23 protein-coding genes are annotated in these 22,338 nt (G+C 69.6%); 20 read left to right on the top strand and 3 right to left on the bottom strand.

All coding sequences use genetic code 11. The features are described 5' to 3' along the window. Positions 1-77: 77 nt before the first annotated feature. The 6 genes from ABD747_RS13305 to map all read left to right on the top strand — a co-directional run bounded on the left by ABD747_RS13305 (position 78) and on the right by map (position 6,769). Positions 78-908, top strand: a complete 831-nt coding sequence (locus ABD747_RS13305) for a VOC family protein (RefSeq protein ID WP_344805238.1) — start codon at positions 78-80, stop codon at positions 906-908. Between the two features lie 122 nt (positions 909-1,030). Further along, on the top strand, positions 1,031-2,671 hold the full coding sequence (locus ABD747_RS13300) for a molybdopterin-dependent oxidoreductase (RefSeq protein ID WP_344805236.1): 1,641 nt from the start codon (positions 1,031-1,033) through the stop codon (positions 2,669-2,671). A gap of 239 nt (positions 2,672-2,910) precedes the next feature. Further along, positions 2,911-4,044, top strand: coding sequence for an NAD(P) transhydrogenase subunit alpha (locus ABD747_RS13295; protein ID WP_344805234.1), 1,134 nt, complete (start codon positions 2,911-2,913; stop codon positions 4,042-4,044). 150 nt (positions 4,045-4,194) lie between these two features. Beyond that, positions 4,195-4,563, top strand: a complete 369-nt coding sequence (locus ABD747_RS13290) for an NAD(P) transhydrogenase subunit alpha part 2 (RefSeq protein WP_344805232.1) — start codon at positions 4,195-4,197, stop codon at positions 4,561-4,563. Further along, complete coding sequence (locus ABD747_RS13285; protein WP_344805230.1) at positions 4,560-5,945, top strand: NAD(P)(+) transhydrogenase (Re/Si-specific) subunit beta; 1,386 nt, start codon at positions 4,560-4,562, stop codon at positions 5,943-5,945. Before ABD747_RS13290 ends, ABD747_RS13285 begins: the two co-directional genes overlap by 4 nt. Before the next feature lie 59 nt (positions 5,946-6,004). After that, the gene (gene map / locus ABD747_RS13280; RefSeq protein ID WP_344805228.1) at positions 6,005-6,769 is read left to right on the top strand and encodes a type I methionyl aminopeptidase; all 765 of its coding nucleotides are present in this window, start codon (positions 6,005-6,007) and stop codon (positions 6,767-6,769) included. Positions 6,770-6,889: 120 nt separating this feature from the next. Here the strand turns inward: map and ABD747_RS13275 are convergent, their stop codons facing one another. Then, positions 6,890-8,047: a L,D-transpeptidase family protein gene (locus ABD747_RS13275; RefSeq protein ID WP_344805226.1), complete on the bottom strand. Its 1,158-nt coding sequence runs from the start codon at positions 8,045-8,047 to the stop codon at positions 6,890-6,892. Positions 8,048-8,372: 325 nt separating this feature from the next. Here ABD747_RS13275 and ABD747_RS13270 point away from each other — a divergent pair, with 325 nt between their 5' ends. The 11 genes from ABD747_RS13270 (at position 8,373) to ABD747_RS13220 (ending at position 16,595) form a co-directional block, all read left to right on the top strand. Further along, positions 8,373-9,557 (top strand): pyridoxal phosphate-dependent aminotransferase, encoded by a 1,185-nt coding sequence (locus ABD747_RS13270; RefSeq protein ID WP_344805224.1) that lies wholly within the window; start codon positions 8,373-8,375, stop codon positions 9,555-9,557. Positions 9,558-9,900: 343 nt separating this feature from the next. Continuing rightward, positions 9,901-10,614: an RNA polymerase sigma factor gene (locus tag ABD747_RS13265; protein ID WP_344805222.1), complete on the top strand. Its 714-nt coding sequence runs from the start codon at positions 9,901-9,903 to the stop codon at positions 10,612-10,614. 384 nt (positions 10,615-10,998) lie between these two features. After that, positions 10,999-11,553, top strand: a complete 555-nt coding sequence (locus ABD747_RS13260; protein ID WP_344805220.1) for a hypothetical protein — start codon at positions 10,999-11,001, stop codon at positions 11,551-11,553. A gap of 401 nt (positions 11,554-11,954) precedes the next feature. Next, positions 11,955-12,335: a hypothetical protein gene (locus ABD747_RS13255; RefSeq protein WP_344805218.1), complete on the top strand. Its 381-nt coding sequence runs from the start codon at positions 11,955-11,957 to the stop codon at positions 12,333-12,335. A 50-nt stretch (positions 12,336-12,385) separates the two neighbouring features. After that, positions 12,386-12,568 carry a hypothetical protein gene (locus ABD747_RS13250; RefSeq protein ID WP_344805216.1) on the top strand — a complete coding sequence of 61 codons (183 nt, stop codon included), beginning with the start codon at positions 12,386-12,388 and terminating at the stop codon, positions 12,566-12,568. A 4-nt stretch (positions 12,569-12,572) separates the two neighbouring features. After that, on the top strand, positions 12,573-12,947 hold the full coding sequence (locus tag ABD747_RS13245; protein WP_344805214.1) for a TadE family protein: 375 nt from the start codon (positions 12,573-12,575) through the stop codon (positions 12,945-12,947). Further along, on the top strand, positions 12,944-13,375 hold the full coding sequence (locus ABD747_RS13240; protein ID WP_344805212.1) for a TadE/TadG family type IV pilus assembly protein: 432 nt from the start codon (positions 12,944-12,946) through the stop codon (positions 13,373-13,375). The genes ABD747_RS13245 and ABD747_RS13240 overlap by 4 nt, the downstream gene beginning before the upstream one ends. Further along, positions 13,372-13,794, top strand: coding sequence for a pilus assembly protein TadG-related protein (locus ABD747_RS13235; protein ID WP_344805210.1), 423 nt, complete (start codon positions 13,372-13,374; stop codon positions 13,792-13,794). The genes ABD747_RS13240 and ABD747_RS13235 overlap by 4 nt, the downstream gene beginning before the upstream one ends. Positions 13,795-13,808: 14 nt before the next feature. Beyond that, on the top strand, positions 13,809-14,537 hold the full coding sequence (locus ABD747_RS13230; RefSeq protein WP_344805208.1) for a hypothetical protein: 729 nt from the start codon (positions 13,809-13,811) through the stop codon (positions 14,535-14,537). A gap of 7 nt (positions 14,538-14,544) precedes the next feature. Beyond that, positions 14,545-15,327, top strand: a complete 783-nt coding sequence (locus tag ABD747_RS13225; RefSeq protein ID WP_344805206.1) for a hypothetical protein — start codon at positions 14,545-14,547, stop codon at positions 15,325-15,327. 2 nt (positions 15,328-15,329) lie between these two features. Next, positions 15,330-16,595 (top strand): CpaF family protein, encoded by a 1,266-nt coding sequence (locus tag ABD747_RS13220; RefSeq protein WP_344805204.1) that lies wholly within the window; start codon positions 15,330-15,332, stop codon positions 16,593-16,595. A gap of 46 nt (positions 16,596-16,641) precedes the next feature. On the opposite strand, the gene ABD747_RS13215 is transcribed toward ABD747_RS13220, so the two are convergent. Next, positions 16,642-19,023: a tyrosine-type recombinase/integrase gene (locus ABD747_RS13215; protein ID WP_344805202.1), complete on the bottom strand. Its 2,382-nt coding sequence runs from the start codon at positions 19,021-19,023 to the stop codon at positions 16,642-16,644. Then, positions 19,020-20,093: a tyrosine-type recombinase/integrase gene (locus tag ABD747_RS13210; RefSeq protein WP_344805200.1), complete on the bottom strand. Its 1,074-nt coding sequence runs from the start codon at positions 20,091-20,093 to the stop codon at positions 19,020-19,022. The genes ABD747_RS13215 and ABD747_RS13210 overlap by 4 nt, the downstream gene beginning before the upstream one ends. Positions 20,094-20,315: 222 nt before the next feature. On the opposite strand from ABD747_RS13210, the gene ABD747_RS13205 reads away from it, so the two are divergent. The 3 genes from ABD747_RS13205 to ABD747_RS13195 are packed head-to-tail and all read left to right on the top strand — an operon-like array spanning position 20,316 to position 22,311. Continuing rightward, the gene (locus ABD747_RS13205; RefSeq protein WP_425562524.1) at positions 20,316-20,534 is read left to right on the top strand and encodes a hypothetical protein; all 219 of its coding nucleotides are present in this window, start codon (positions 20,316-20,318) and stop codon (positions 20,532-20,534) included. Further along, positions 20,531-21,424 (top strand): type II secretion system F family protein, encoded by an 894-nt coding sequence (locus tag ABD747_RS13200; protein WP_344805198.1) that lies wholly within the window; start codon positions 20,531-20,533, stop codon positions 21,422-21,424. Before ABD747_RS13205 ends, ABD747_RS13200 begins: the two co-directional genes overlap by 4 nt. Beyond that, entirely contained in the window at positions 21,421-22,311 is an 891-nt protein-coding gene (locus ABD747_RS13195; RefSeq protein WP_344805196.1) for a hypothetical protein, read from the top strand. Before ABD747_RS13200 ends, ABD747_RS13195 begins: the two co-directional genes overlap by 4 nt. Positions 22,312-22,338 lie beyond the last annotated feature (27 nt).

The following is a 22,338-nucleotide window of genomic DNA, read 5'->3' as shown; positions in this document are numbered from 1 at the left end:
GAACGGCACGCCCGGGAGCGGTAGGGAGCGGTCTGCGACCCCTTCCGGCCCGGGCCCGCGAGTGCTAGGAGACAACCATGAGCGTGATCGTGGACGACCAGCGGCGCTATCCGGCCGGCGTGCCCTGCTGGGTGGACCTGGAGCAGCGCGAACCGGCGCGCACGACCGAGTTCTACGGCGGGCTGTTCGGCTGGCAGTTTCGTGAGGTGATGCCGCCCGGGGCAGCGGGGTCCTATCTGGTCGCCACCCTGGACGGGCACGATGTCGCCGGGGCGACCGTCGGCGACGGCTCCGCGCCGGGCTGGAACACCTACATCGCCTGCGACGACGTCGACGCCACCGCCGCCGCGGTGACGGCCGCAGGCGGCGTGGTCCGGCTGCCACCGCAGGATGCCGGCCCGGGCGGGCGCTGGGCCGGGTGCGCGGACCCCGACGGTGCGGTCTTCCGGCTCTGGCAGGCCCGCCGCCGGCTCGGCGCCCAGCTGGTGAACACGCCCGGCACGTGGAACTTCTCCGACCTGCTCACGCCCGACCCGGCGCGCGCGGTCGGGTTCTATCGCCGCGTCTTCGGTTGGCAGCTGGACGCCGGCCTGGGCGCCGGGATGATCCGGCTGCCCGGCTACGGCGACCACCTGGCCTCGACGATCGATCCGCACATCTTCGAGCGGCAGGCGGCGGCCCCGCCGGGCTTCGCCGACGTCGTGGCCGGCATCGCCACCGACCCCGGTCCGCCGCGCTGGCACCTCCGGTTCACCGTCGCCGACCGCGACCGCTCCGCCGAGGTCGCTGCCGCCCACGGTGCGGAGGTGCTGTCGAGCGTCGACACGATGTGGACCCGCGAGGCCCTGATCGTCGATCCGCAGGGCGCCGTGCTGACCCTCAGCCAGTTCGCCCCGCCGGGCGGCTGAGCTTCCGGCCGCCACCATCGGACCGGCCGAGCGGGATGGCTCGGCGATCGTCGACGGGCCGATCGCTTACGGTTCGCCGACGTCTCATTGCCCGGCTGCCGGCGCCGACGCAGGATGGTGCCATGACGCAGCTCGCGGCCGGCCGCGGCGGTGCGGCGGACGCTCCCGGACCGGGCACCCCACCGTCGCGGACCGCCCCGCCCACGCACCCGCCGACCGGTCCGACGACCGGCGCCGTCGCCCGCCGATGGGCCTGGCTGTGCGGGGCGATCGCCGGCCTCGGCGGGATCGCGGTGGCCGATCTGGCCGCCTGGTTCTTCGCTCCGGCCGGATCGCCGATCCCCGCGGTCGGGTCGAGGATCATCGACCTGCTGCCGGCCGCCCTGGTCAACTGGGGCAAGGAGACTCTCGGCACGGCCGACAAGCCGTTCCTGCTGGCGGTGATCTTCGTCGCCGTGCTCGCGCTCTGCGGCCTGGCCGGAGCGCTGGAGCTCCGCCGGCCGTACGCCGGTGGGGTGATCTTCGGTGCGTTGGCCCTGATCGGCCTGCTCGCGGTGCTCACCGGCGCCCAGGCGTCGGTGGCCGCGATCGTGCCGGCGATCGCCGGCCTCGGCATCGGCTATCTGCTGCTGCGGGCGCTGATCGAGCGGCTCCGCCGCTGGCTGCCGCGGCGCGGCATCCCGGACGACGAGGCGGCGCTGCCCGCTCGCCGGACCTTCCTCGCCTGGACCGTCGTGACCGGCGTGCTGTCAGTGATCGCCGCTGTGGCCGGCCGGGCGCTGACCACTGCGGCGAACGCCGTGGACGACGCCCGGTCCAAGGTGCGCCTGCCGAAGCCGGTCAGCGCCGACCCGGTGCCGGCCGGAGCCGAGCTGGGCATCGCCGACCTGGCGACGTACATCACCCCGAACGAGGACTTCTACCGGATCGACACCGCGCTCCAGGTGCCCCGGCTGGAGACGACCGAGTGGTCGCTCACCATCACCGGGATGGTGGAGCAGGAGGTGACCATCGACTGGGCTGCGTTGACCGCCAAGCCGCTGGTCGAGCATGTCGCCACCCTGACCTGCGTCTCGAACGAGGTCGGCGGCGGCCTGATCGGCAACGCGACCTGGCTCGGCTATCCCCTCCGCGAGCTACTCGCGCAGGCCCGGCCGACCAACGGCGCGGACATGGTGCTGTCGACCAGCGAGGACGGCTTCACCGCCAGCACACCGCTGGAGGCGCTGACCGACCCCGACCGGATGGCGTTGCTGGCGATCGGGATGAACGGCGAGCCGCTGCCGGTCGAGCACGGCTACCCGGTGCGGATGGTGGTACCCGGTCTGTACGGCTACGTGTCGGCGACCAAGTGGGTCCGGGAGCTGAAGGTGACCACCTTCGCCAAGGACCACGGATACTGGACGCCGCTCGGCTGGTCGGCGAAGGGCCCGATCAAGACCGGGTCGCGGATCGACGTACCGCGCAAGCGCTCGGTGCCCGCGGGTCAGGTCGTCGTGGCGGGCGTGGCCTGGGACCAGCACACCGGAATCGCCAAGGTCGAGGTGGGCATCGACGGCGCCTGGCACGAGGCCGATCTGGCCGAGGTGACCGGTCCGGACACCTGGCGGCAGTGGATGTTCCGCTGGGACGCGACCCCGGGTAGCCACCAGGTGGCGGTCCGCGCGACCAACGCCGACGGCGAGCTGCAGACGGACGCGCCGGCCCCGCCCGCGCCGAACGGTGCCACCGGCTGGCACACCGTGACGATCGAGGTCGGCTGAACGGACGCTATTTGTCAGTTTGTCTTGGCATCCACCCTGCGTATCGTCGCGTCGCGTCGCGAATCGACCTCGCGCGGCGGAACGTGGCGGCGGAAAACGCTTGCTGGTTGGCGTGTGGTCCATGTACGACACCCAGCCGACCATCTCGGAGTCATCGGTCCAGCTCACGAGCGGACTCGAGCGCGCCGACCCCGCTCGCGCCCACCGGCGGTGCGGGATGCGCTGATAGGTTCGGCGTCGTGCGGATCGCGGTGGTTCGGGAGGTGGCGCCCGGGGAGGCTCGGGTCGCCCTCGTGCCGGAGGTGATCACCCGATTGGTGGCGGCGGGCTACGAGGTCGCGGTCGAGCCCGGCGCCGGGCGTACCGCCCTGGTCGGCGACGAGGACTACACCGCAGCGGGTGCGATCGTCACCGAAACCCCGGTCGCCGACGCGGCCGTCGTCGCCAGCGTGCAGCCGCTGCCCCCGGACGTGCTGCCGAGCGGCAGCGCCACCATCTCGTTCTTCCCCGCCGGCTCCCGGCTGACGGAGGTCGCCGCCCGGCGCGACCGGCAGATCACCACCTTCGGGATGGAGTACGTCCCCCGGATCTCGCGGGCCCAGTCGATGGACGCGCTCAGCTCGCAGGCCCTGGTGGCGGGTTATCGCGCCGCGATCGTGGCCGCCGGGCGGCTCCGGCAGTTCTTTCCCCTCAACATGACCGCCGCCGGCACCATCCCGCCGGCCCAAGTCGTCGTTCTCGGCGCCGGCGTGGCCGGGCTGCAGGCGATCGCGACCTGCAAACGACTCGGCGCGGTGGTGAAGGGCTACGACGTCCGGGCCGCGGCGGCCGAGGAGATCCGCTCGATGGGCGCCGTCGCGATCGACCTGGAGCTGCCGACCCTGGAGGGCGCGGGCGGCTACGCCCGGGAGATGACCGAGGATCGGGCCGAGCTGCAGCGCGAGCTGCTCACGCCGTACGTCGCCGCCGCCGACGCGCTGATCACCACCGCCGCGGTGCCCGGCCGGCCGGCGCCGATGCTGGTCACCCGGACCATGGTGGAGCAGATGCGGCCCGGGTCGGTCGTGGTCGACCTGGCGGCGGACTCGGGTGGCAACGTGGAGGGCGTCCAACCGGGCTCGGTCGTCGCCATCGGCAACGCCCAGGTCTGGGGCGGATTCAACGTGGCGAGCCAGCTGCCCGCTCCCGCCAGCCGGCTGTACGCCCACAACGTCGGCAACGTGATCACGCTGATGACCCGCGACGGCGCCTTCGCGCCGGACTTCGCCGACGAGATCGTCGCCGGCATGTGCATCACCCACGCCGGCGACGTCCTGCACGGCCCAACCCGCGACGCTCTCGCCGCCGAGGGTGGTGCCCATGCCAACGCCTGACGCCTCCCTCGGGAAACTGTGCGGCTGTTGCAGGTCCCGTCCGCGTGTCGCTGCAGGATCTGCACAGTTTCCGAGGCGGGCGAGCGGGAGACGGCCGGGGCGAACGGGGCCCGGCGGCAACGCGACGATGGATCAAGGGGAGGGTGCTGAGTGAGTGAGCCGCTGGTCTGGCTGACGATCTTCGTACTCTCGGTCTTCGTCGGGATCGAGGTCATCTCCAAGGTCTCGCCGACCCTGCACACGCCACTGATGTCGGGTGCGAACGCGATCCACGGCGTCATTCTGGTCGGCGCCATCCTGGTCGCCGGGTCCGCCGACTCGACCCCGATCCTGGCCCTGTCACTGGTCGCCGTGGTGCTGGCCGCGATCAACATGACCGGTGGATTCGTGGTCACCGACCGGATGCTGCAGATGTTCGCACCGCGCAAGAAGGTCACCGCGGCCGACCGGAAGCCAGCCCTCCCACCGAAGCCCGACTCACCCGACTCACCCGGCGGATCCGGCGGTGCGGGCCGGTGAGCACACCCACCTGGGCTCAGCTGGGCTACCTGCTCGCGGCCGTCGCGTTCATCCTCGCGCTGAAGGGGCTGTCCTCGCCGAAGACCGCCCGGCGCGGCAACCTGCTGGGTGCCGCGGGCGCGGTGCTGGCCTGCGTGATCGTCTTCTTCGCCAACGATCTGCACAACATCGTGCCGATCCTGATCGCGGTCGCCGTCGGCACGGTGATCGGTGTGCTCGGCGCCTATCGGGTGCAGATGACCCAGATGCCGCAGCTGGTCGCGCTGTTCAACGGTGTGGGCGGCGGCGCCGCGGCCATCGTCGCGCTGGTCGAGCTGCACGAGATCACCGAACGCTCGGCAGCCACCCCGCTGTTCACGCTGATCGCGACCGCGTTCACCGTCGTGGTCGGCTCGGTCAGCTTCGCCGGCTCGGTGATCACCTTCCTGAAGCTGCAGGAGTTGATGACCACCCGTCCGGTGATCTTCCCGGGCTACCCGGTGGCGTACGGCCTCGCGATGCTCGCCGTGCTCGGCTTCTCGGTCTGGCTGGTGCTGGCGCCGTCGATGTTGCTCGGCATTCCGCTGGCCGTGTTCGGACTCGCGCTCGGCGTTCTGCTGGTGCTGCCGGTCGGTGGCGCCGACGTACCGATCGTGATCTCGTTGCTGAACGCGTTCACCGGCCTGACCGTTGCGGCCAGCGGGTACGTCCTGGAGAACACCCTGCTGCTGGTGGCCGGCACACTGGTCGGCTCGGCCGGCACGCTGCTCACCCGGCTGATGGCCAAGGCAATGGGCCGCTCGCTGGCGAACACGCTGTTCGGCGCTTTGCGCGGCGGCTCGACGCTGGGTGGTGGGACCGCGAGCGACCGTCCGGTGCGCTCGGCCAGCCCGACCGATGTCGCGATCATGCTCGGCTATGCCGACCGGGTCATCATCGTCCCCGGCTACGGGTTGGCGGTCGCCCAGGCCCAGCACACGTTGCGCCAGCTGGTGGACGAGCTGACCTCGCGCGGAACGAAGGTCGACTACGCCATCCACCCGGTCGCCGGCCGGATGCCCGGCCACATGAACGTGCTGCTGGCCGAGGCGCAGGTGCCGTACGAGCAGCTGAAAGAGATGTCGGAGATCAACTCCGACTTCGACACCGCCGACGTCGCGCTGGTCGTCGGCGCGAACGACGTGGTCAACCCTGCTGCCGAGACCACTCCGGGAGCGCCGATCTACGGTATGCCGATCCTGCACGCCGATCACGCCAGGCAGGTGGTCTTCATGAAGCGCTCGATGCGCCCCGGCTTCGCCGGCATCGAGAACGAGCTGCTGTACGAACCGCAGACCACCCTGCTGTTCGGCGACGCGAAGGAAACGATGGGCAAGCTCCTGGCGGAGGTGAAGGAGCTCTAGGGTCCGCGCGTCCGGGGCGCACCCAGCGTTCGACAACTCCCTCCGTGGAGAATTGGGCCGTGATCGAGTACCGCACCCCGACCGAGATCGAGCAGATGCGCCCGGCGGGCCGCTTCGTCGCCGACGTTCTGACCGCGCTCGCCGAGAAGGCCGACGTCGGCGTGAACCTGCTCGAGCTGGACGAGCTGGCCCATCAGATGATCCGTGACCGCGGCGCGGAGTCCTGCTACATCGACTACCACCCGTCCTTCGGCGCCAGCCCGTTCGGGAAGGTGTTGTGTACGTCGGTCAACGACGCGGTGCTGCACGGCCTGCCGCACGACTACGTGCTGGCCGACGGCGACCTGCTCAGCGTGGACTTCGCCGCGTCCGTGGACGGCTGGGTGGCCGACTCCGCACTGTCGGTCATCGTCGGCACGCCGGACCCGAAGGACCAGCAGCTGATCGACACGACGGTGTCTGCCCTGGCGGCAGGAATCGAGGCGGCCCGGCCGGGCAACAAGCTGGGCGACATCTCGTTCTCCATCGCCCGGGTCGCCTCCCGAGCCGGCTACAAGATCAACACCGATTTCGGTGGCCACGGCGTCGGCCGGACGATGCACGGCGATCCGCACGTGCCGAACAACGGCCGCCGCGGTCGAGGACTGCCGCTGCGACCAGGCCTGGTGATCGCGATCGAGCCCTGGTTCCTGCAGTCGACCGACAAGATCTACACCGACGCGGACGGCTGGACCCTGCGCAGCCGGGACGGCTCGCGAGGTGCGCACTCCGAGCACACCATCGCGATCACCCCGGACGGCCCGCTGATCCTGACTGCCCGTTGAGCCCGCCCGGACACCGGAAGCGGGTGCCGCTGGGCACGTTTCTGATGAGCAGCACGATCCGGAGCGTCATACTCGATGCACCGGCGCCGGTGCTCGGCGTGAGGGCCGGATCCTGAGTCCTCAGCGGTAGACGATCACCTTGTCGCCGACTCGCACCTGACCGAACAGCGACTGGATGCCGGCGAGGTTGCGGACGTTCACGCAGCCGTGCGAAGCGCCGTTGTAGCCGCGCGCCGCGAAGTCGGGCGAGTAGTGCACGGCCTGACCACCACTGAAGAACATCGCGTACGGCATCCGGGTGTGGTAGATGGTCGATACGTGGTGGCGTGACTTCCAGCCGACCCTGAACGAGCCCTCCCGGGTGGGCAGCTCGGCCGACCCGAACCGGACGTCCATCCGGAGCTTGGGCCGGCCGTCCACGACCCAGACCAGCGAGTTCGTCCGCTTGCTCACGCAGATCGCGCGACCGGTCAGGCAGCGGGCATCCAGCCCGGCCGCGGACGGCTTCGGCGCGCGATTGTGGAGTTCGGCGTCGGTCGGCGTCCGGGTCATCGCGCGAAGCCGGTTCAGTGTGCGCTGATCCACCGCTCCCGTGGCCGGAATCTGGCGCTTGGCCTGGAAGCCCCTCACCGCCGCCGCGGTCAGGCTGCCGTAGCTGCCGGTCACGTTGCCGGGATACCAGCCGATCTGCTTGAGCCGGGCCTGCAGCGAGCGCACCGAGCTTCCGGTCGAGCCGCGCTTCAGGATCGGGCGTCCCGGCACCAGCTTGTTGTGCATCTCGGCCTTGCTCGGCGTGCGGGTCATCGTCCTCAGGGCGGTCCAGGTCTTGTCGTCCACCGCTCCGGTCTCGGCGATCTTCCGCTTCTCCTGGAATCCGCGGACACCCGTCACCGTCGACGCTGCGTACGTCCCGGTGATCGTGCCGGCATACCAGTCGAGCTGCCGGAGCCGGTGCTGCAGCTCGCGCACCTTCTCGCCCTTGTCGCCCTTCTCCAGCAGCGCGGCCGGCTCGGCCGGCTTGGGCGGCTCGGGCGGAGCCGCCGGCATTGCCGATGTCGGCCGGTCGGCCGAAGCGGAAGCACCGGGCGGGGCGGGCGTCGCCGATCCGGCGCCCGAGCTGGGGGCCGTGGTGGCCGGGCCGTCGACCACCTGACTCGACGCCGCCGGCTGCGGCGACGCGCCGGTGCTGGCTCGTTCGACGATGGCAGCGCAGCCCGGTCCGGCGACGAGCAGGCCGACCAACGCGGCCGGTCCGGCCAACCGGATCATCCGGGTCATCGCAGTCCTCCTGGGGTCGGAGCCACGTGTGGTCAGGAGTTGACACACTAAATCGACCCGGTGGAGGAAACCAATCGGCCCACCGTGCGATGTCGGACCGTTATCTGTGCGGCGCCCACCTCCATCCCCGCTCGATACCCGCTCGCTGCCGTGCCGCGCCGGACTCCCCGGTGCAGCCCGGTACCCGGCCGTGGCCCGCGCCGCTCGGGAATGGGCGAGGGCGGGCCGGGGCTCACCCCCGCCGGGAGTGGGCCCGGGCTACCCCTGCCGGGGATGGACCGGGGGTCGCCCCGCCGGGCGCGTCGTCTTCTGCTTGCCTGGTCCCATGACGTGGCAGCCCTCGACCCGATCGGCAGTGCCGCCGTTCGCGGTGATGAGCGTTCTCCAGCGGGTGGCGGACCTGCGCGCGGCCGGGCGCGAGGTCATCTCGCTCTGCGCGGGCGAACCGTCCCAGGGCGCCCCAGCGGACGTACGTCGGCGGGCGGCCGAACTGATGCACGGCGGCGTTCCGCTCGGCTACAGCGAGACGTTCGGCATCCGCCCGCTGCGCGAGCTGCTCGCCCGGCACTACCACGCGTGGTACGGGCTGGACATCGATCCCGGCCAGGTCGCTCTCACCACGGGGTCGTCGGGTGCGTTTCTGCTGAGTTTCCTCGCCGCCTTCGACCCAGGTGATCGGGTGGCCCTGGCGCGGCCCGGCTACCCGGCCTACCGGAACATCCTCGCCTCGCTGGGCTGCGAGGTGGTCGAGCTCGACTGCGGCCCCGAGCGGCGCTTCCAGCCCACGATCGAGGCGCTCCGATCGGCCGGACCGCTGGCGGGTCTAGTCGTCGCGTCCCCGGCGAACCCGACCGGCACGATGCTGTCCGCCGCGCAGCTGAGCGAGATCTCGGCCTGGTGTGCCCATCACGGAGTCCGGCTGATCAGCGACGAGATCTATCACGGGATCAGCTACACGGGCTCGCGCGGCGAGTGCGCCTGGAGTCACGACCGGAGTGCCGTCGTCATCTCCTCCTTCTCCAAGTACTGGGGAATGACCGGTTGGCGACTCGGCTGGGCACTCGTTCCCGACGACCTGCTGACCGCCTTCGACGCGCTGGCCGGGAACTACGCGCTGTGCCCGCCCGTCCCGGCGCAGCATGCGGCGATTGCCGCATTCACCCCGTCCTCGTATCGCGCGGCGGATGAAGCCGTGGCCGAGTTCGCGGCGGCGCGCCAGGTGCTGCTGGACCGGATGGACGACCTCGGCTGGGTCGACATCGCACCGGCCGACGGTGCGTTCTATCTGTACGCCGGTCTCGGCGATCGTCTGGTCGGTCATCCGGACTCGGTGTCCTGGTGCGCCGACCTGCTGGAGACGACCGGCGTCGCGCTGACGCCCGGAAGCGACTTCGATCCCGTCGCGGGTGGCCGCTCGGTGCGGGTATCGCTGGCCGCCGGCGCCGAGGCCGTGGCGGCCGCGGTCGACCGTATCGTCGCCTTTCAGGCTGCCGAGCACCCCACGGTCTGACCGCATCCCGGATCCGGCGCCGACGGCAGCGATGTCCGCGCGCCACGACGGCTGAGTCGCCGATCGGCCGTCCGTGCGGGCGGAGGTCCGCGCACTCCGGCTGATCGTCGACGACGCATGTTTTGCTGCCCCTTTCGGTCCGGCCGGGAGTCGAGCTCGCATCCCGTCGGCGGCGCTGCCGACCGGCGATTCGATGTCTACCGGGACGGTCCGACAGTTCTCCGCGCGGTCGTTCTGGCTGCGCCGCGCCGCCGGAAACGGACAACACCGGACGGGCTCGGGACAACACCTCGGCCAACACCCGCGCGCGATTCTCGGAGTACCCGGCCAGTGAGGAGCTCCGATGACCACGATTGCGCTATCTGCCCACCGATCAGGACTGCGCGCGGCGCTGAACTCGGACTGGGCACGGCTGGTCGATGCCGGCCTACCCAGCCGCTGGCACGCCGTCGCTCCGCTGACAGGGTGTCGCGACCTGGACGGTGTGCTGTCCCGCATTCGCGAGCGTCCGGACCCGACCCTGTCGGCCCTGCTCGAACTCTGCGCAGACGACGATCAGCTTGCCGGTCGCAGCGTGCTGCAGGCCATGCTGGGCAAGCTGGTGCGGCTCGCGGGATGTGATCCCAGCGCCGGATTGGACGACTACGTGACAGCCATGTGGTTCCGGATCCGGACCTATCCGCTCGCGGAGCGCCCGCGACGGATCGCTGCCAATCTCGCTCTCGACACGCTCAAGTCGGTCCAGCACCAGTCCCACCAGCCCCGCGGCGTCGACGTCACCCCCTATCCGCCCGATGTCATCGTCGAGCTGTCGGCGGAGCGGGCGGCCATGGACGAGGACGCGATCAGTGCCCGAACGGTGATCGAGGTCGCTGCCCAGTTGGGCGTGATCAGTCTCGACACCGGCGCCGTGCTGACGAGTGTGTACGTCGACGGGCTGAACGGCGCGGCGGCCGCCGCCCGACACGGCAAGTCGCAAGGTGCGGTCCGGGTCCAGTGCCACAAAGCGGTTCGCAGGCTGGCCCAGCACTCCCCGACGCTCGCCCTCGTCGCCTAGCTCGCGGCGCCGGCCTGCCACGCACCCGGACAACACCGTCACTGGTACGGACAACACCTGTGGTGCGCCGGACAACACCTCGGACAACACCCACCGGCGAGTCTTGGACACAGCCGACAGCAGCGACAGCGAGAGGAGCGCACCATGGTCATCCGTCCGCCGTTATCGACCTCGTTGTGCTCGCTCGATCCGGCCAGCGCAGAAATGAGACCTTGGTCACATCGCGCGCCTCGGTGCATGAGGCACTTTGCACCGCACCACCTGGGCGGCGGCCTAGCACACCGATGGCATTCCGGCGGGCAGACCCGCCGCCGCGTCGCGGTCGGATTGGAATTGGCTCGATCGGTATGTCATCGTTGCGCCTCCGACTCAGAGGAGACTCAGGTGGCTCTCAGGAGACGGGCCCCTCTGCTGGTCGGGGCCGTGACAGCGTTGTGCCTCGGCGCTGGCGCCTGCACGCCCACCGACCCTCCGAGCGCCTCCCCGAGCCCGTCCGCAACGCCGACCGAGACCGAACTCGAACGCCAGACCCGGCTCGACTTCGAGGCCGCCGAGAAGGCCTACCGCACCTTCAGCGCCGAGTACGATCGCCTGTCAAACGCTGGCGGGGCCGCCGGACCGAGTGCGGTCATGAAGGAGAACGGCGCTGGTCCGCTGCTTGATGCGGCTCGTGGCGCGCTCCGCGATCAACTAAAACGCGGCGAGCGGACCACAGGTTCTGTCCATATCGTGTGGATTCGCCACGGTGCCTACTCTCCAGCGAAGCTCACACTGAATACCTGTGAGGACGGCTCGAGCGTCCGCATCACCGACAAGAGCGGCAAGGCGGTCGGGAACGGCTCCATCGGCACGGCATCCGTCGAGGTTCGCAAGTTGGACGGTCGCTGGAAGGCGTGGGACCTGTCCGACGACAAGGACGTGACCTCGTGCGACGGCTGATGCGGTGCCTGCTCGCGATCGTCCTCGCGACGGCACTGGGCGTAGCTGCGGCGAGCTTGGCCGAGGCATCACCCAAAGGCTTCCTGAAGCGGCGCGGCAGTACGTTCAATGCTGGGGCAAGCAGTCATGGAGAACGGCCTGGCGGCGCGATCCAAGGCTCATCGTCCGCATCGAGTCACCGCCCATCCTCGGCCAGCGGCGGATCGTCCGAGCCGGGACCCAACGGACCGCTTGCGCCCAACGGAGTGCCCTATCTCCACTGCATGATCGGCGCGTGTCAGCCGGCGGCGCCGGTTGCGACAGTTGCGCCCGAGACCGTCGCCCGGGCAGCGGTCGCCCGCCTGCAGTTGGCCGCGCCCACTCCGACGGTGGGCCCCCCGCCGTCGATCAACAGGTGGAAGATGGCTGCCGTCGGCTACCCGCTGTGGCTCTGGGTCGAGGGCAACACCTCGCCTTCGCCGGTGACCGATACGAACGGTCCGCTCTCGGTGTCGTTGCGGGCCCGCGTCACCGGCATCACCTTCGACATGGGCGACGGGCACACGGTCAGCTGCACCGGTGGCGGCTCGCGGTGGACGCGAGACGTCGCAGCCGGCACACCGTCGCCGACCTGCGGCTATCGCTACCGGAAGCCGTCACTACCCGACGGCCCGTACACCATCACCGCGACCACGCGCTGGGCCGTCGACTGGAACATCAACGGCACGACCGGCACCATCCCGTACAGCCAGACCGCGACCACCTCACTTCCCGTCGGCGAGCTTCAGGTGCTCGTCCGCTGAACCACAACAAGTCCCTTCGACGAAACCCGAACCCCACGGAAGGCCCCTCCATGACCCTCAAGCAGCTCGGCACGTACCTGATCGGAACCTTGTTGTTCGTTCGTCACCACGAGCGCGACGAGCGTGGCCTGACCCAGTCGACGGAGAACGCCATCTTGTTGGCGGGCGCGGTGACTGTTGCGCTCGCGGTGATCACGGCGATCACCGCGTACGTCAAGAGCCACATGCCCTGAGTCCGTGACCTGCACGCGCGATCAGCGCGGACTGAGCGAGTCGGTCCAGCACGCGGTGATTTTCCCGGTCCTGATGCTGATCACCCTCGGCGTCATCCAAGCCGGAATCTGGATCCACGGCCACTCGGTCGCCGGACATGCCGCCGCCGCCGGCGTGGACATCGCCCGGGGCAGCTACGGCAGCGTCGACGAGGCTCGTGCCACCGCAACCGCACTTGCCACGGCGGGCGGCCTGCACGACGTGACCGTCCAGGCGCGCCGGACCGGCGGCAACGCAGAGGTGGTGGTCAGCGGCAGCGCGCCACTGATGCTCGATCTCGGCCTTGCCCGCATCACCGAGCACGCCACCAGCCCACTGGAGAAGGTGACCCGACCATGATGATCCACCGACGCGACGAGCGTGGCGCAGCCACGCTCGAGCTGGTGATCGTCGTGCCCGCGCTGGTGATCATGCTCGGCCTGCTGATCGCCGGCGGTCGGTTGTGGTTCGCCAAGAGCACCGTCTCCGGGGCCGCGCAGTCCGCGGCGCGCGCCGCATCACTGGAACGCGAGTCAGGCAGCGCACGCGAGGCAGGTGTCGACGCGGCCCGAGCCTCCCTCGACACCGGCGGCCTCGCCTGTGGCGCGCGAAACGTCTCGGTGGACACCTCCGGCTTCGCCGTCGACGTCGGCCGGCCGGCCACCGTCCGCGCCACCGTCAGCTGCGCGGTCTCCTTCGGCGACATCCTGCTGCCCGGCACACCCGGCTCCATCACGGTCACCCGCACCGCAGCATCGGCGCTCGACACCTACCGGACCCGATCATGATCGCGACCGAGCAACCCGGCGCGCGCGACCAGCGCGGCCAGTCGGTCAGCCTGCTGGTGCTACTGATCATGGCGGCCATGATCCTGACCGCCGGTCTGGTCATCGACGGCGGCCAGAAGATCGACGCCACCAGCCGCGCCGAAGCGGCAGCCGCCGGGGCAGCGCGCGCGGCCGGAAACGCCGCCGCCACGCAGGAACTTGCGGGCGACCAGGCCGCCTCGGCGGCCGTGCTGGCGGCCAGGAACTACCTCGCCGGCCAGCCCGACGTCGGTGGCACGGTAGCCATCGCGAACGGCGTCGTCAGCGTTCGGACCAGCACCTCCGCCGCCACCATCTTCCTCTCGGTGATCGGCATCGACACCGTCACCGGCACCGGCTCCGCCGATGCCGACATCGTTCCCACCGGCCACGACCGCTGACCCCCAGGCAGATCATGAGCATCGACACGAGACCGAAGAACAGCACCCGAGCGACGCTGCCGCGGCTGCGACGACGGCCCGGCCGCGACGCCGAGGCTCCGGCGGCACCCTACGCGACCGACCGACTGCCCGACGCGGCGCGGCTGGCCGGTCGTCGCAACCCCCGCTGGATCGCGCTGGGCGTCGTCGCGCTCTGCCTCGGCGGCCTGCTGTCGTACGTCATCTACAGTCAGGTCGCCGCACAGTCGACCGTTGTAGCGATGACCCACACGGTTCACCGCGGCGCGGTCATCCAGCAGTCCGACCTCACCACGACCACGCTCAGCGGAACGACCAAGGTCAGCGTGGTCCCGGCGGAGCAACTGTCGAGCCTGGTCGGCAAGCGGGCCGCGTTCGACCTCGTCGAGGGTGCCCTGGTGCCTGCGGCCGCGACCGTCGCCGACCCGCTGCCGGCGACCGGGAGAGCCGTGATCGGGGTCAAGCTGAACCCGGGGCGGGCCCCGGTTGGTCTGCTCACGCCGAGTGCACCCGTCCGCCTCGTCGCCCTGCCGTCGTCGGACCAGGCTGCCGGTCAGGCGGCGGCGCCGACCCAGGCATACTTCGGACGCGTCGTGGACACGGCCGACGGAGTCGACGGCACGTCCACCCTCGTCAACGTCGACGTCGCGGCCGCAGACGCACCAGCGATCGCCCTGCTGGCGGCCCAGGACCGGATCGCGATCCTGCGCGACGCGGACAAGTGAGGTAGCGATGGGAATCTTGGTCCTCACCTCGGCGTCCGGCTCCCCCGGCGTCACCACGCTGGCGGTCGGCCTGGCGCTCGGCTGGCCGCGTTCGGTGCTGCTCGCCGACTGCGATCCGGGCGCCCACCAGGCGGTCCTCGCCGGCTTCCTCGGTGGACGCGGATCGGGCGGCAAGGGTTTGCTCCGGGTCGCGGAGGCCCATCGCGACCGCCGCGCGCTGCAGGAAGTCATCATCGACCAGACCGTCCGCCTGACCGACGAATCCGAACCGAGCCGCCTGCTCCTGCCCGGATTCGGCAAACCGGGCAGCGCGACGCTGTTCGCCGGCGTCTGGCCCGATCTGGTCGACGCGTTCCATCGACTCGACGACGCCGACTTCGACGTCATCGTCGACGCCGGCCGGACGACCGCCCACGGCCTGCCGATGCCGCTGGTCGAGTCGGCGGCGACCATCGCCGTGGTGCTGAACTCGAGCCTGCGCGCGGTCACCGCGGCGCGGGTCCATCGGCCGACCCTGGTCGAGCAGGCGAGGTCGACCACCGCCGAGGATCAGCCAGGGCTGATCGTCATCGGGCCGAACGACCCGTACAGTCCCGGTGAGATCGGAAGGGCCCTCGATGCCCCGGTGATCGCGACGATCGCGCACGACCCGGCCGCGGCGGCCCACCTCTCCGACGGCCGGCCCCGACCGCGCCGGTTCGAGCACTCGGCGTTCGCCCGCTCGCTGGCGGACGCGACCACCTCGCTCGCGGCGGGATTGCGACGCCATGCCGATCGGGTGCGGGTCTGATCATGGACGAGTCGGACAAGAGTTTCCGGGTGGCGCTGGAGGACGTACCGCTGCTCGCCGAGCACGACCAGGACCAGGCCGCAGGCCCGTCGCCCGCCGGGTTCGGGGTCTTCTCCGCCGCCGAGGTCGCCGAACGCACCACGATCCCGGCCGACGAGGTGGACTGGAGCGAGGTGGTCGACCTCCGGCGGCGGGCGTCTGCGGCGATCACCGACGAGGCGCAGGCGCAGTCGCGGCAGGGTGGACGAACCCTCGCCCGTGACGACCGCGTCCTGATGGGCCGCGCGATCATCCGCCGGATCGTCGCGGACCACGTCCGTGCCCTGCATCGGGACGGCGCCCAGCTGTGGTCGACGACGAAGGAGCTGGCGTACGTCCAGGCCGTGGAGGACGCCGTCTTCGGCTTCGGCCGGCTCCAGCCGTTGCTGCAGCTCCCGGACGTCGAGAACATCGAGATCCACGGCTGTGACTCGGTCGTGGTCCAGTACGGCGACGGACGGCGTCGCCGGATGCCGCCGGTCGCCGACAGCGACGAGGAACTGGTCGAGGCGATCCGATTCCTCGGCCAGAACAGCCAGCCGTCCCGACCGTTCGACGACACCCACCCGACCATGACGATCGCGCTGGGTGAGCGTTTCCGGCTGCACGCGATCGGCTTCGGGCTGTCCTATCGGCCCAGCGTCGTGATCCGCCAGCACCTGCTGACCCAGGTGAGCCTTGCCGACCTCGCCGGCACCGGGATGATGCCGATCGAGGTCGCCCAGTTCTTGGACGCGGCGGTGCTCGCGCGGAAGTCGATGGTGATCGCGGGCGACCAGGGTGCGGGCAAGACGACCCTGCTGCGCGCCTTGATCAACTCGATCCCACCGAGCGAGCGGTTCGGGACTCTGGAGACCGACTACGAGCTGATGACCCATCTGCAGCCCGGCCGGGAGAACATCCTGGCCCTGCAGGCACGAACAGGACACGGCGAGATCTCCGGCGGCACCAGCATCGGCGAGTTCGGCATCTCCGACCTGATGCCGGAGGCCCTGCGGCAGAACCTGTCGCGGCTGATCGTCGGCGAGGTCCGCGGCGGCGAGGCGGCGGCGATGTTCGAGGCGATGCAGGCGGGCACGGGCACGATGAGCACGACCCACTCGCACTCGGCTGCCTCGATCATGGATCGGTTGGCCTCGCGGGTGGCCCAAGGTGGTGTGCTGACCATCGACGAGGCCTACCGCCAGATCGCACACAACATCCTTACCCGAGCTGGGGAGTGGGATTAGGGGCCGCTTTGGCTCTCGCCAAGTGTTCGGCTGCTATCTGAAGGCGTCACTCGCTCTCACAGGTTCGGGATCTGATCTCGCCACTGCCGGTCGGCGGTGTGGGTGCTGTCAGATCAGGCATTCCGAGGAAGGTTTCTGAGCGGGTGATCTGCTTCTCCATCTGTTGGAGCTTTTGTTGGGCGCCGGCGAGGCTGACTTTGAGTCCGTCGACTTCTCCGATCCAGCCTGCGGACGTTGCTTCGTCGATCCGATCGTTGAGGTTGTCGATGATGGTGCGGAGCCGGTTGATCTGATCGGGGTCTGGCCGCAGCAGGGCGCAGCGAAGGCAGGCGTGTTCGTGGTGGCAGTCGGTTCCGTAGGCTCGGCCGCAGGTTCCGAGGCTGAGTTTGCGTTGCACGAAGTGCGCTTCGAATTCGGCCCACTCCTGTGGGGTCGGTTCCCGGTATTCGTCGGTGGGTCGCTGCTGTCGGCGGGTGGTGATCAACATTCGGTGGTGGCGGATGACGTCGGCTGGGTAGATCGCGGCGTAGCCCTGGGTCGTGGCGAGGCTTTGATGACCCATCAGGACCTGGACGATGTGGGGCGGAAGGCCGCTGGACAGGGCTTCGGTGGCGAACAGTCGGCGGAGGTCGTGTGGAACGAAGTGGACGGGTTGTCCGGCGATCCGTAGATCGAGGTCGCGGGCCAACCGGATGAAACCTGCTGAGATGGTGGCGTGGCTGATCACGCCGGGGTTCCGCAGCGCTCGGTCGACGAAGAGATGGGGTAGCGGCTCGCCGTAGAGGTGCTCGTAGGGATCCCACCGCTGGACCAGTGGGACAGTTCCGTCTGGTCTGCGCGCGCGTTTCAAGATCTCGGCGAACACGTGGACGAGTTCGGGGCTGGCGACGATCATGCGTTCGCGGTCGGTCTTGCTGGGCTTGATGTGGACCAGAGGAACGGTCTCGCCGGTCGGCTTCATCACGTAGCGCTGAAACGAGAGGTGGGTCAGTTCGAGCATTTCCTCGATCCGAATGCCGCTGTGACGGAGGGTCTCCAGGCACGCCCACGTCCAGAACTTGCGACTTTCCTCACGTTCGATGCGTCGATGATGGGCACCGTTCTGCAGCAGGAGAAGTGATTGAGGACTCGCTTTGTGGACGGTCCAGGTCTCGCGGTTGATGTCGATGCGTCCGCCGGGGCCGACCTCTCGGACGCGTTCGAGCAGGGCGGTGACCTCCGTCAGCTGGTCCTCAGCTCCCTTGACGAAGCGGGGGAGCAAGCTGGCCAGATCGCGGGTTTTCTGTTGCTGAACGGCGATCTGCTTGACACGTGCCTTCCTGAAGCCGCCCACCTCGGCGCGGGTGATCGGGCTGGCTGCCGCCCATTGCGCCCAGTAGGGCTCGATGTGCGCCCATTGGGCAATGTCGAGATAGAAGCCGCGCACGATCATCAACGTCTGCAGCTTCTCCATGTCGCTGCGTGGTCGGCCGTTTATCTTCGTGTTGAACCGTTGCCGCCAGCTGTCGATCTGCTCGCGGGTCAACTCGAGACTGGCCTGATCGGGGTTGTGCTTGACGATGTCGACCCAGAACGTCTTGATGAGGCGGAGTGCCAGGTTGTTCAGGCTTGCGTAGTCCATTCTGGCGGCCCGCTGCTTCAAGTACTGCACGAACATGTCTCGCATCGGTTCGGCGATGTTGTGTTTGTCGACCAGCTCTTCAGGGGTGCACTGCCGGACGCGTCGGGTCGGGATGAAGCGGGGTGGGGTGGGAGCAGCCTCGAGCCACTTCAGTTCGACCATGAGCTGCCAGGTCGTCCGTGGGCCAATGATGTCGTTCTTCCTCGGCTTGAGCACCTCCCAGTAGGCCTCGATGTCGGGCAGCGTGATATCTCGCGGTCGTCTCCCGGTATGGGCGCAGAGCTTCCCGAGGGTGACCTGGACCTCGGTCTGTGACGCGATTCGTAGTTGACGGAGCCGGAGACGTTCTTTGAACGCTGCAGCGTCCTCCTGACTTCGGCAGGCGGCGATTGTGTCGATCCCGCGTAGTCCCCGTCGGTGCATCCATTCGTAGGAGGGACGGATCACGTCCAGTGCGGCCAACTCGACGAACGCCTTGGACAAGTGCGTGGGCCGCACGGTGGAGCCAACCTGACGGCGCCACTCGTCCATGGATTCGGAGACTGTCGTTCGTTCGAGGTCGAGCCATCTTTCCGCCCAGGTCTCACCTTCGCGGACGAGGAGGGCATCCAGTAGCTGTATCGCTGCATCGACGACCTGGGTGTCACCCGTCGAACCGACCCGCTTGACGATCTGGGTGATGGTGGTGTTCCCGAAACGGTAAGGCACAGATGATGCTGCCGGATCCGCGGACGACTCGTCCGGCTCGCCATTGGGCGCGGGCTGATAGTCGAGCGCAGCCGAGCCGGCCTCCAAGACGGTGGTCACGACTCACGCCCACCGAACAGGGAGTCGAGCTCGCCCGGGTCGTAGCTGACCGGGATGCCACCGGAGTCGTCGCCCTGTGACCGCGAGAAGGTGGCGCGATGGTGCGCGACGACCTCTTCCGGGCGCGGGCGGGCGTAGATGGTGGTCGTCTCCAACGAGGCGTGGTCGAGGAGGTTCTGCAGGATGTGCAGTGGCATGCCGCCCTCCAGCGCGCGGATGGCGAACGTATGGCGGAGATCATGGGTGGACCAGTTGGTGTGCAAGACGCGGTTGGCACGGTTCAGCACCGAGCGGAAGGTGTCGTAGCTCATCTGCCTGTAGGGCTCGCGGCTGGTCAACCACACCGGCTGATCGCGGCGCGCCACGCCCCGTTCGACCTGGTAGAGCCGCAGCCAGACGAAGGCCTGCGGTGCGGCGGGCAGCCAGCGGAGCTGGCCGCCCTTCCGGATGACTCCGATCATCTGGTCGCCATAGTTCACCCGGTCCCCAGTTAGGCCGAGCAGCTCGGTAGCTCGGGCACCGCTGGACACGTAGAAGGCCACCAGTGCCCTGTCCCGGTTGGTCCCGAGCCGACGGAACAGCTCATCGAACTTGTCGTCGGGGATGGCGCGCGGGTCCCGGATCGGTTCCTTCTGACGGAGCTGTCCGCGACGGAACACGGGGTACGGATCGTCCGGTCGGTGGTGAGGGTGGCGTCGTTCTCCGGCGCCTGGGACCGGGTTGATGATCGGCCCGGCCTGACGTTGCCGGTGGAACTCGTAGAACTCGCCAACCGCGGTCAGGGTTAGATTGATCGTCGACGGTGAGTACTTGCTTGTCTGGTTCGCCTTGCCAGTGATGATGTTGACCCCGCTGCGCGGGGCAGGCTCACGACGCCGGCCGACGAACTTGTCGGCCCGTCGGCCCCACAGCACGAAGTCGCGGACGTCGACCTCCCGAGCCCGGTCCCACGGCACTCCGATGGCCCACAGGTAGCGCATGAAGCGGAGCAGGGATAGGCCATAGGCCCGGATCGTGTTGCGGGAGTTGTCGTTCGCGTAGGTCTGGAGCAGCCAGGCTGTCGCAGGCACGAACTCAGACCCATCCGGGCTCAACAGACGCCAGTACGGCGGGGACTCGATCGGCACCGCCGAACCAGCCGCAGGAACCTCAATACCTTCTCGACCCGAAGAGGCGAGCTCGGTCGTCATGACCCAACCCTCAACCCCGCGCCGACGTTGCACGCGTATCGACACGCGCCATATCCGTTGCATCTAGTTCAGGTAAGTAGCCATCTGCTGATCTTCGTCACCTTGAGCGACGAGACCTGGAAGGGCGGGACCCGGCGCCGCTACGTGTCCGAGATCCGACAGGTGACCAGCGCGATCGAGTCCGGTCGTCCTGTCACTCATCTCACCTACCAGTCGTCACCCGGGCGCGGACGTCCCGCCGGATTCTTCCCCGACGCCGACTTCGAGGCGGAGCTGTTGCCGTTCCACCGCGACCTTCCAGGCCGGGGAGGACGTTCGTGACCCCGATCGCCGTCGTCGCCGGCATGCTCGTTGCGGGCGGTCTGGTACTCCTCCTCGCGGGCCTCCGCCGCGGCTGGGCCGCGCCCTCATCGTCGTCTCGTGCTCCCGAGTCCTGGGCTGCGCGCTGGAGCCGGCTGACACGGCGACCACCGGGAGCCGCCGGACGCCGGCGAGACCTGGTGATGATCGGCAGTCTGGCCGCCGGCCTGGTCCTGGCCGTGGTCACCGGCTGGACGTTGCTGATCCCGCTGGCACCACTGGTCGCGTTCGGTCTGCCGGCCCTGCTCAGGCTTCCGGTGCAACGTGACGTGGCGCTGATGGAGGCGCTCGACCGTTGGCTGCGGAATCTCGCGGCCACCCTGGCCACCGGCCGGTCGATCAGCGACGCCATCAGGGCGTCGCTGCGGACCGCGCCGGCCGGGATCCGGGACGAGCTCGCCGCCCTCGTCGCACGATTGAACAACCGCTGGGAGACCGACGACGCACTGCGACGGTTCGCCGATGATCTCGACTCTGCCGACGGCGACGCGGTGGTCTCCGCGCTGATCCTGGCCTCGCAACGCGGTTCGGTCGGCGCGTCCAGCACGATGCTGGCGCTGGCCGACTCGCTCCAAGACCAGCTCCGGGCTCGGCGGATGATCGAGACCGAGCGGGCGAAGCCGTACGTCGTGGTGCGCCAGGTCACGGTGATCACGATGCTCACGCTGGCTCTGGTCGTCGTGTTCAACCCGGGCTTCTTCTCCGCCTATCGCACCCCGCTGGGCCAGCTCATCTTGGTGGTCCTGCTGACGATGTACGTCGGTTCGCTGCTGCTGATGCGCCGGAAGGCGCGGCAACACCCACGCGCCCGGATCCTGGTGGCTCGGCAGCCGACGGGTGGAGCGACATGACCGCGCCCTATGCGGTGCTTGCCGGCATGCTGCTTGCCGCCGGTCTGCTCGCCTTCGCGATCGCGGTGCTGCCCGCCACGCCACGGCTGGCCGACGCCCTGGAACGGCTCGACCCGGACGGCGCTCAACTGCGCGCCGACAACGCCGACCTGGTCGCCGTCGGGCGGTCGGACCGCGTCGGTCGCTGGCTCGTCCACCGGCTCCGTCTGCGCATCTCCGAGCGCACCAGGACCGCACTGCGGCTGCAGGGTCGCACGGTGGCCGAGTTCTACGGCGACAAGGCGGCGCTCGCGGCAACGGGCTTCGTGCTCCCGGTGCTGTTGGGCTTCGTCGCGCAGTTCTCGCTCGGGATTCCGGTGTACGTTCCCGCGATCGCCGCCCTGGTCGGTGCGATCGTCGGCTTCTTCGTGCCCGACCTCCAGCTGGCGCGCTCGACGAAGACGGCCCAGTCCTCCGCGGTCGAGTCGCTGCTCACCTTCATCGATCTGGTCACGCTGGAGCGGCTCGCCAACGCCTCCGCGACGGAGGCCCTGCACAACGCTGCTCGGGTCAGCGACGCGCCGCTGTTCCTCCAGATGCGGTCCGCCCTCGAGCGTGCGCGGCTGGAGCAGCACTCGCCGTACGGGGAGCTCCGGCGACTCGCCGGCGAGCTCGACCTGCCCGAACTGAACGACGTCGCCGATGTCATGCAGCTGGACGAGTCCGGGGCTGCCCTGTCCGGCGCCCTGCGGGCGAGGGTCCGCGAGCTCCGCGACGCGCACCTGTCCCGCGAGCAGCTTGCCGCCAGCGCCGCCGCCGAGGGGATGACCATCTACATGACACTGCCCGCGCTGATCTTCGGTGCGATCTTTATGATCGCGGCGCTGCTGCGGCTGGTCGGAACCTGACATGGCGCAGCGTCGTCCGGCAGCTGT

The sequence above is a fragment of the Microlunatus ginsengisoli genome (assembly GCF_039537205.1).
GTDB lineage: Bacteria > Actinomycetota > Actinomycetes > Propionibacteriales > Propionibacteriaceae > Microlunatus > Microlunatus ginsengisoli.
Note: the sequence above shows the minus strand (reverse complement) of the source record. Positions and strands in the feature narration are given on the sequence as shown.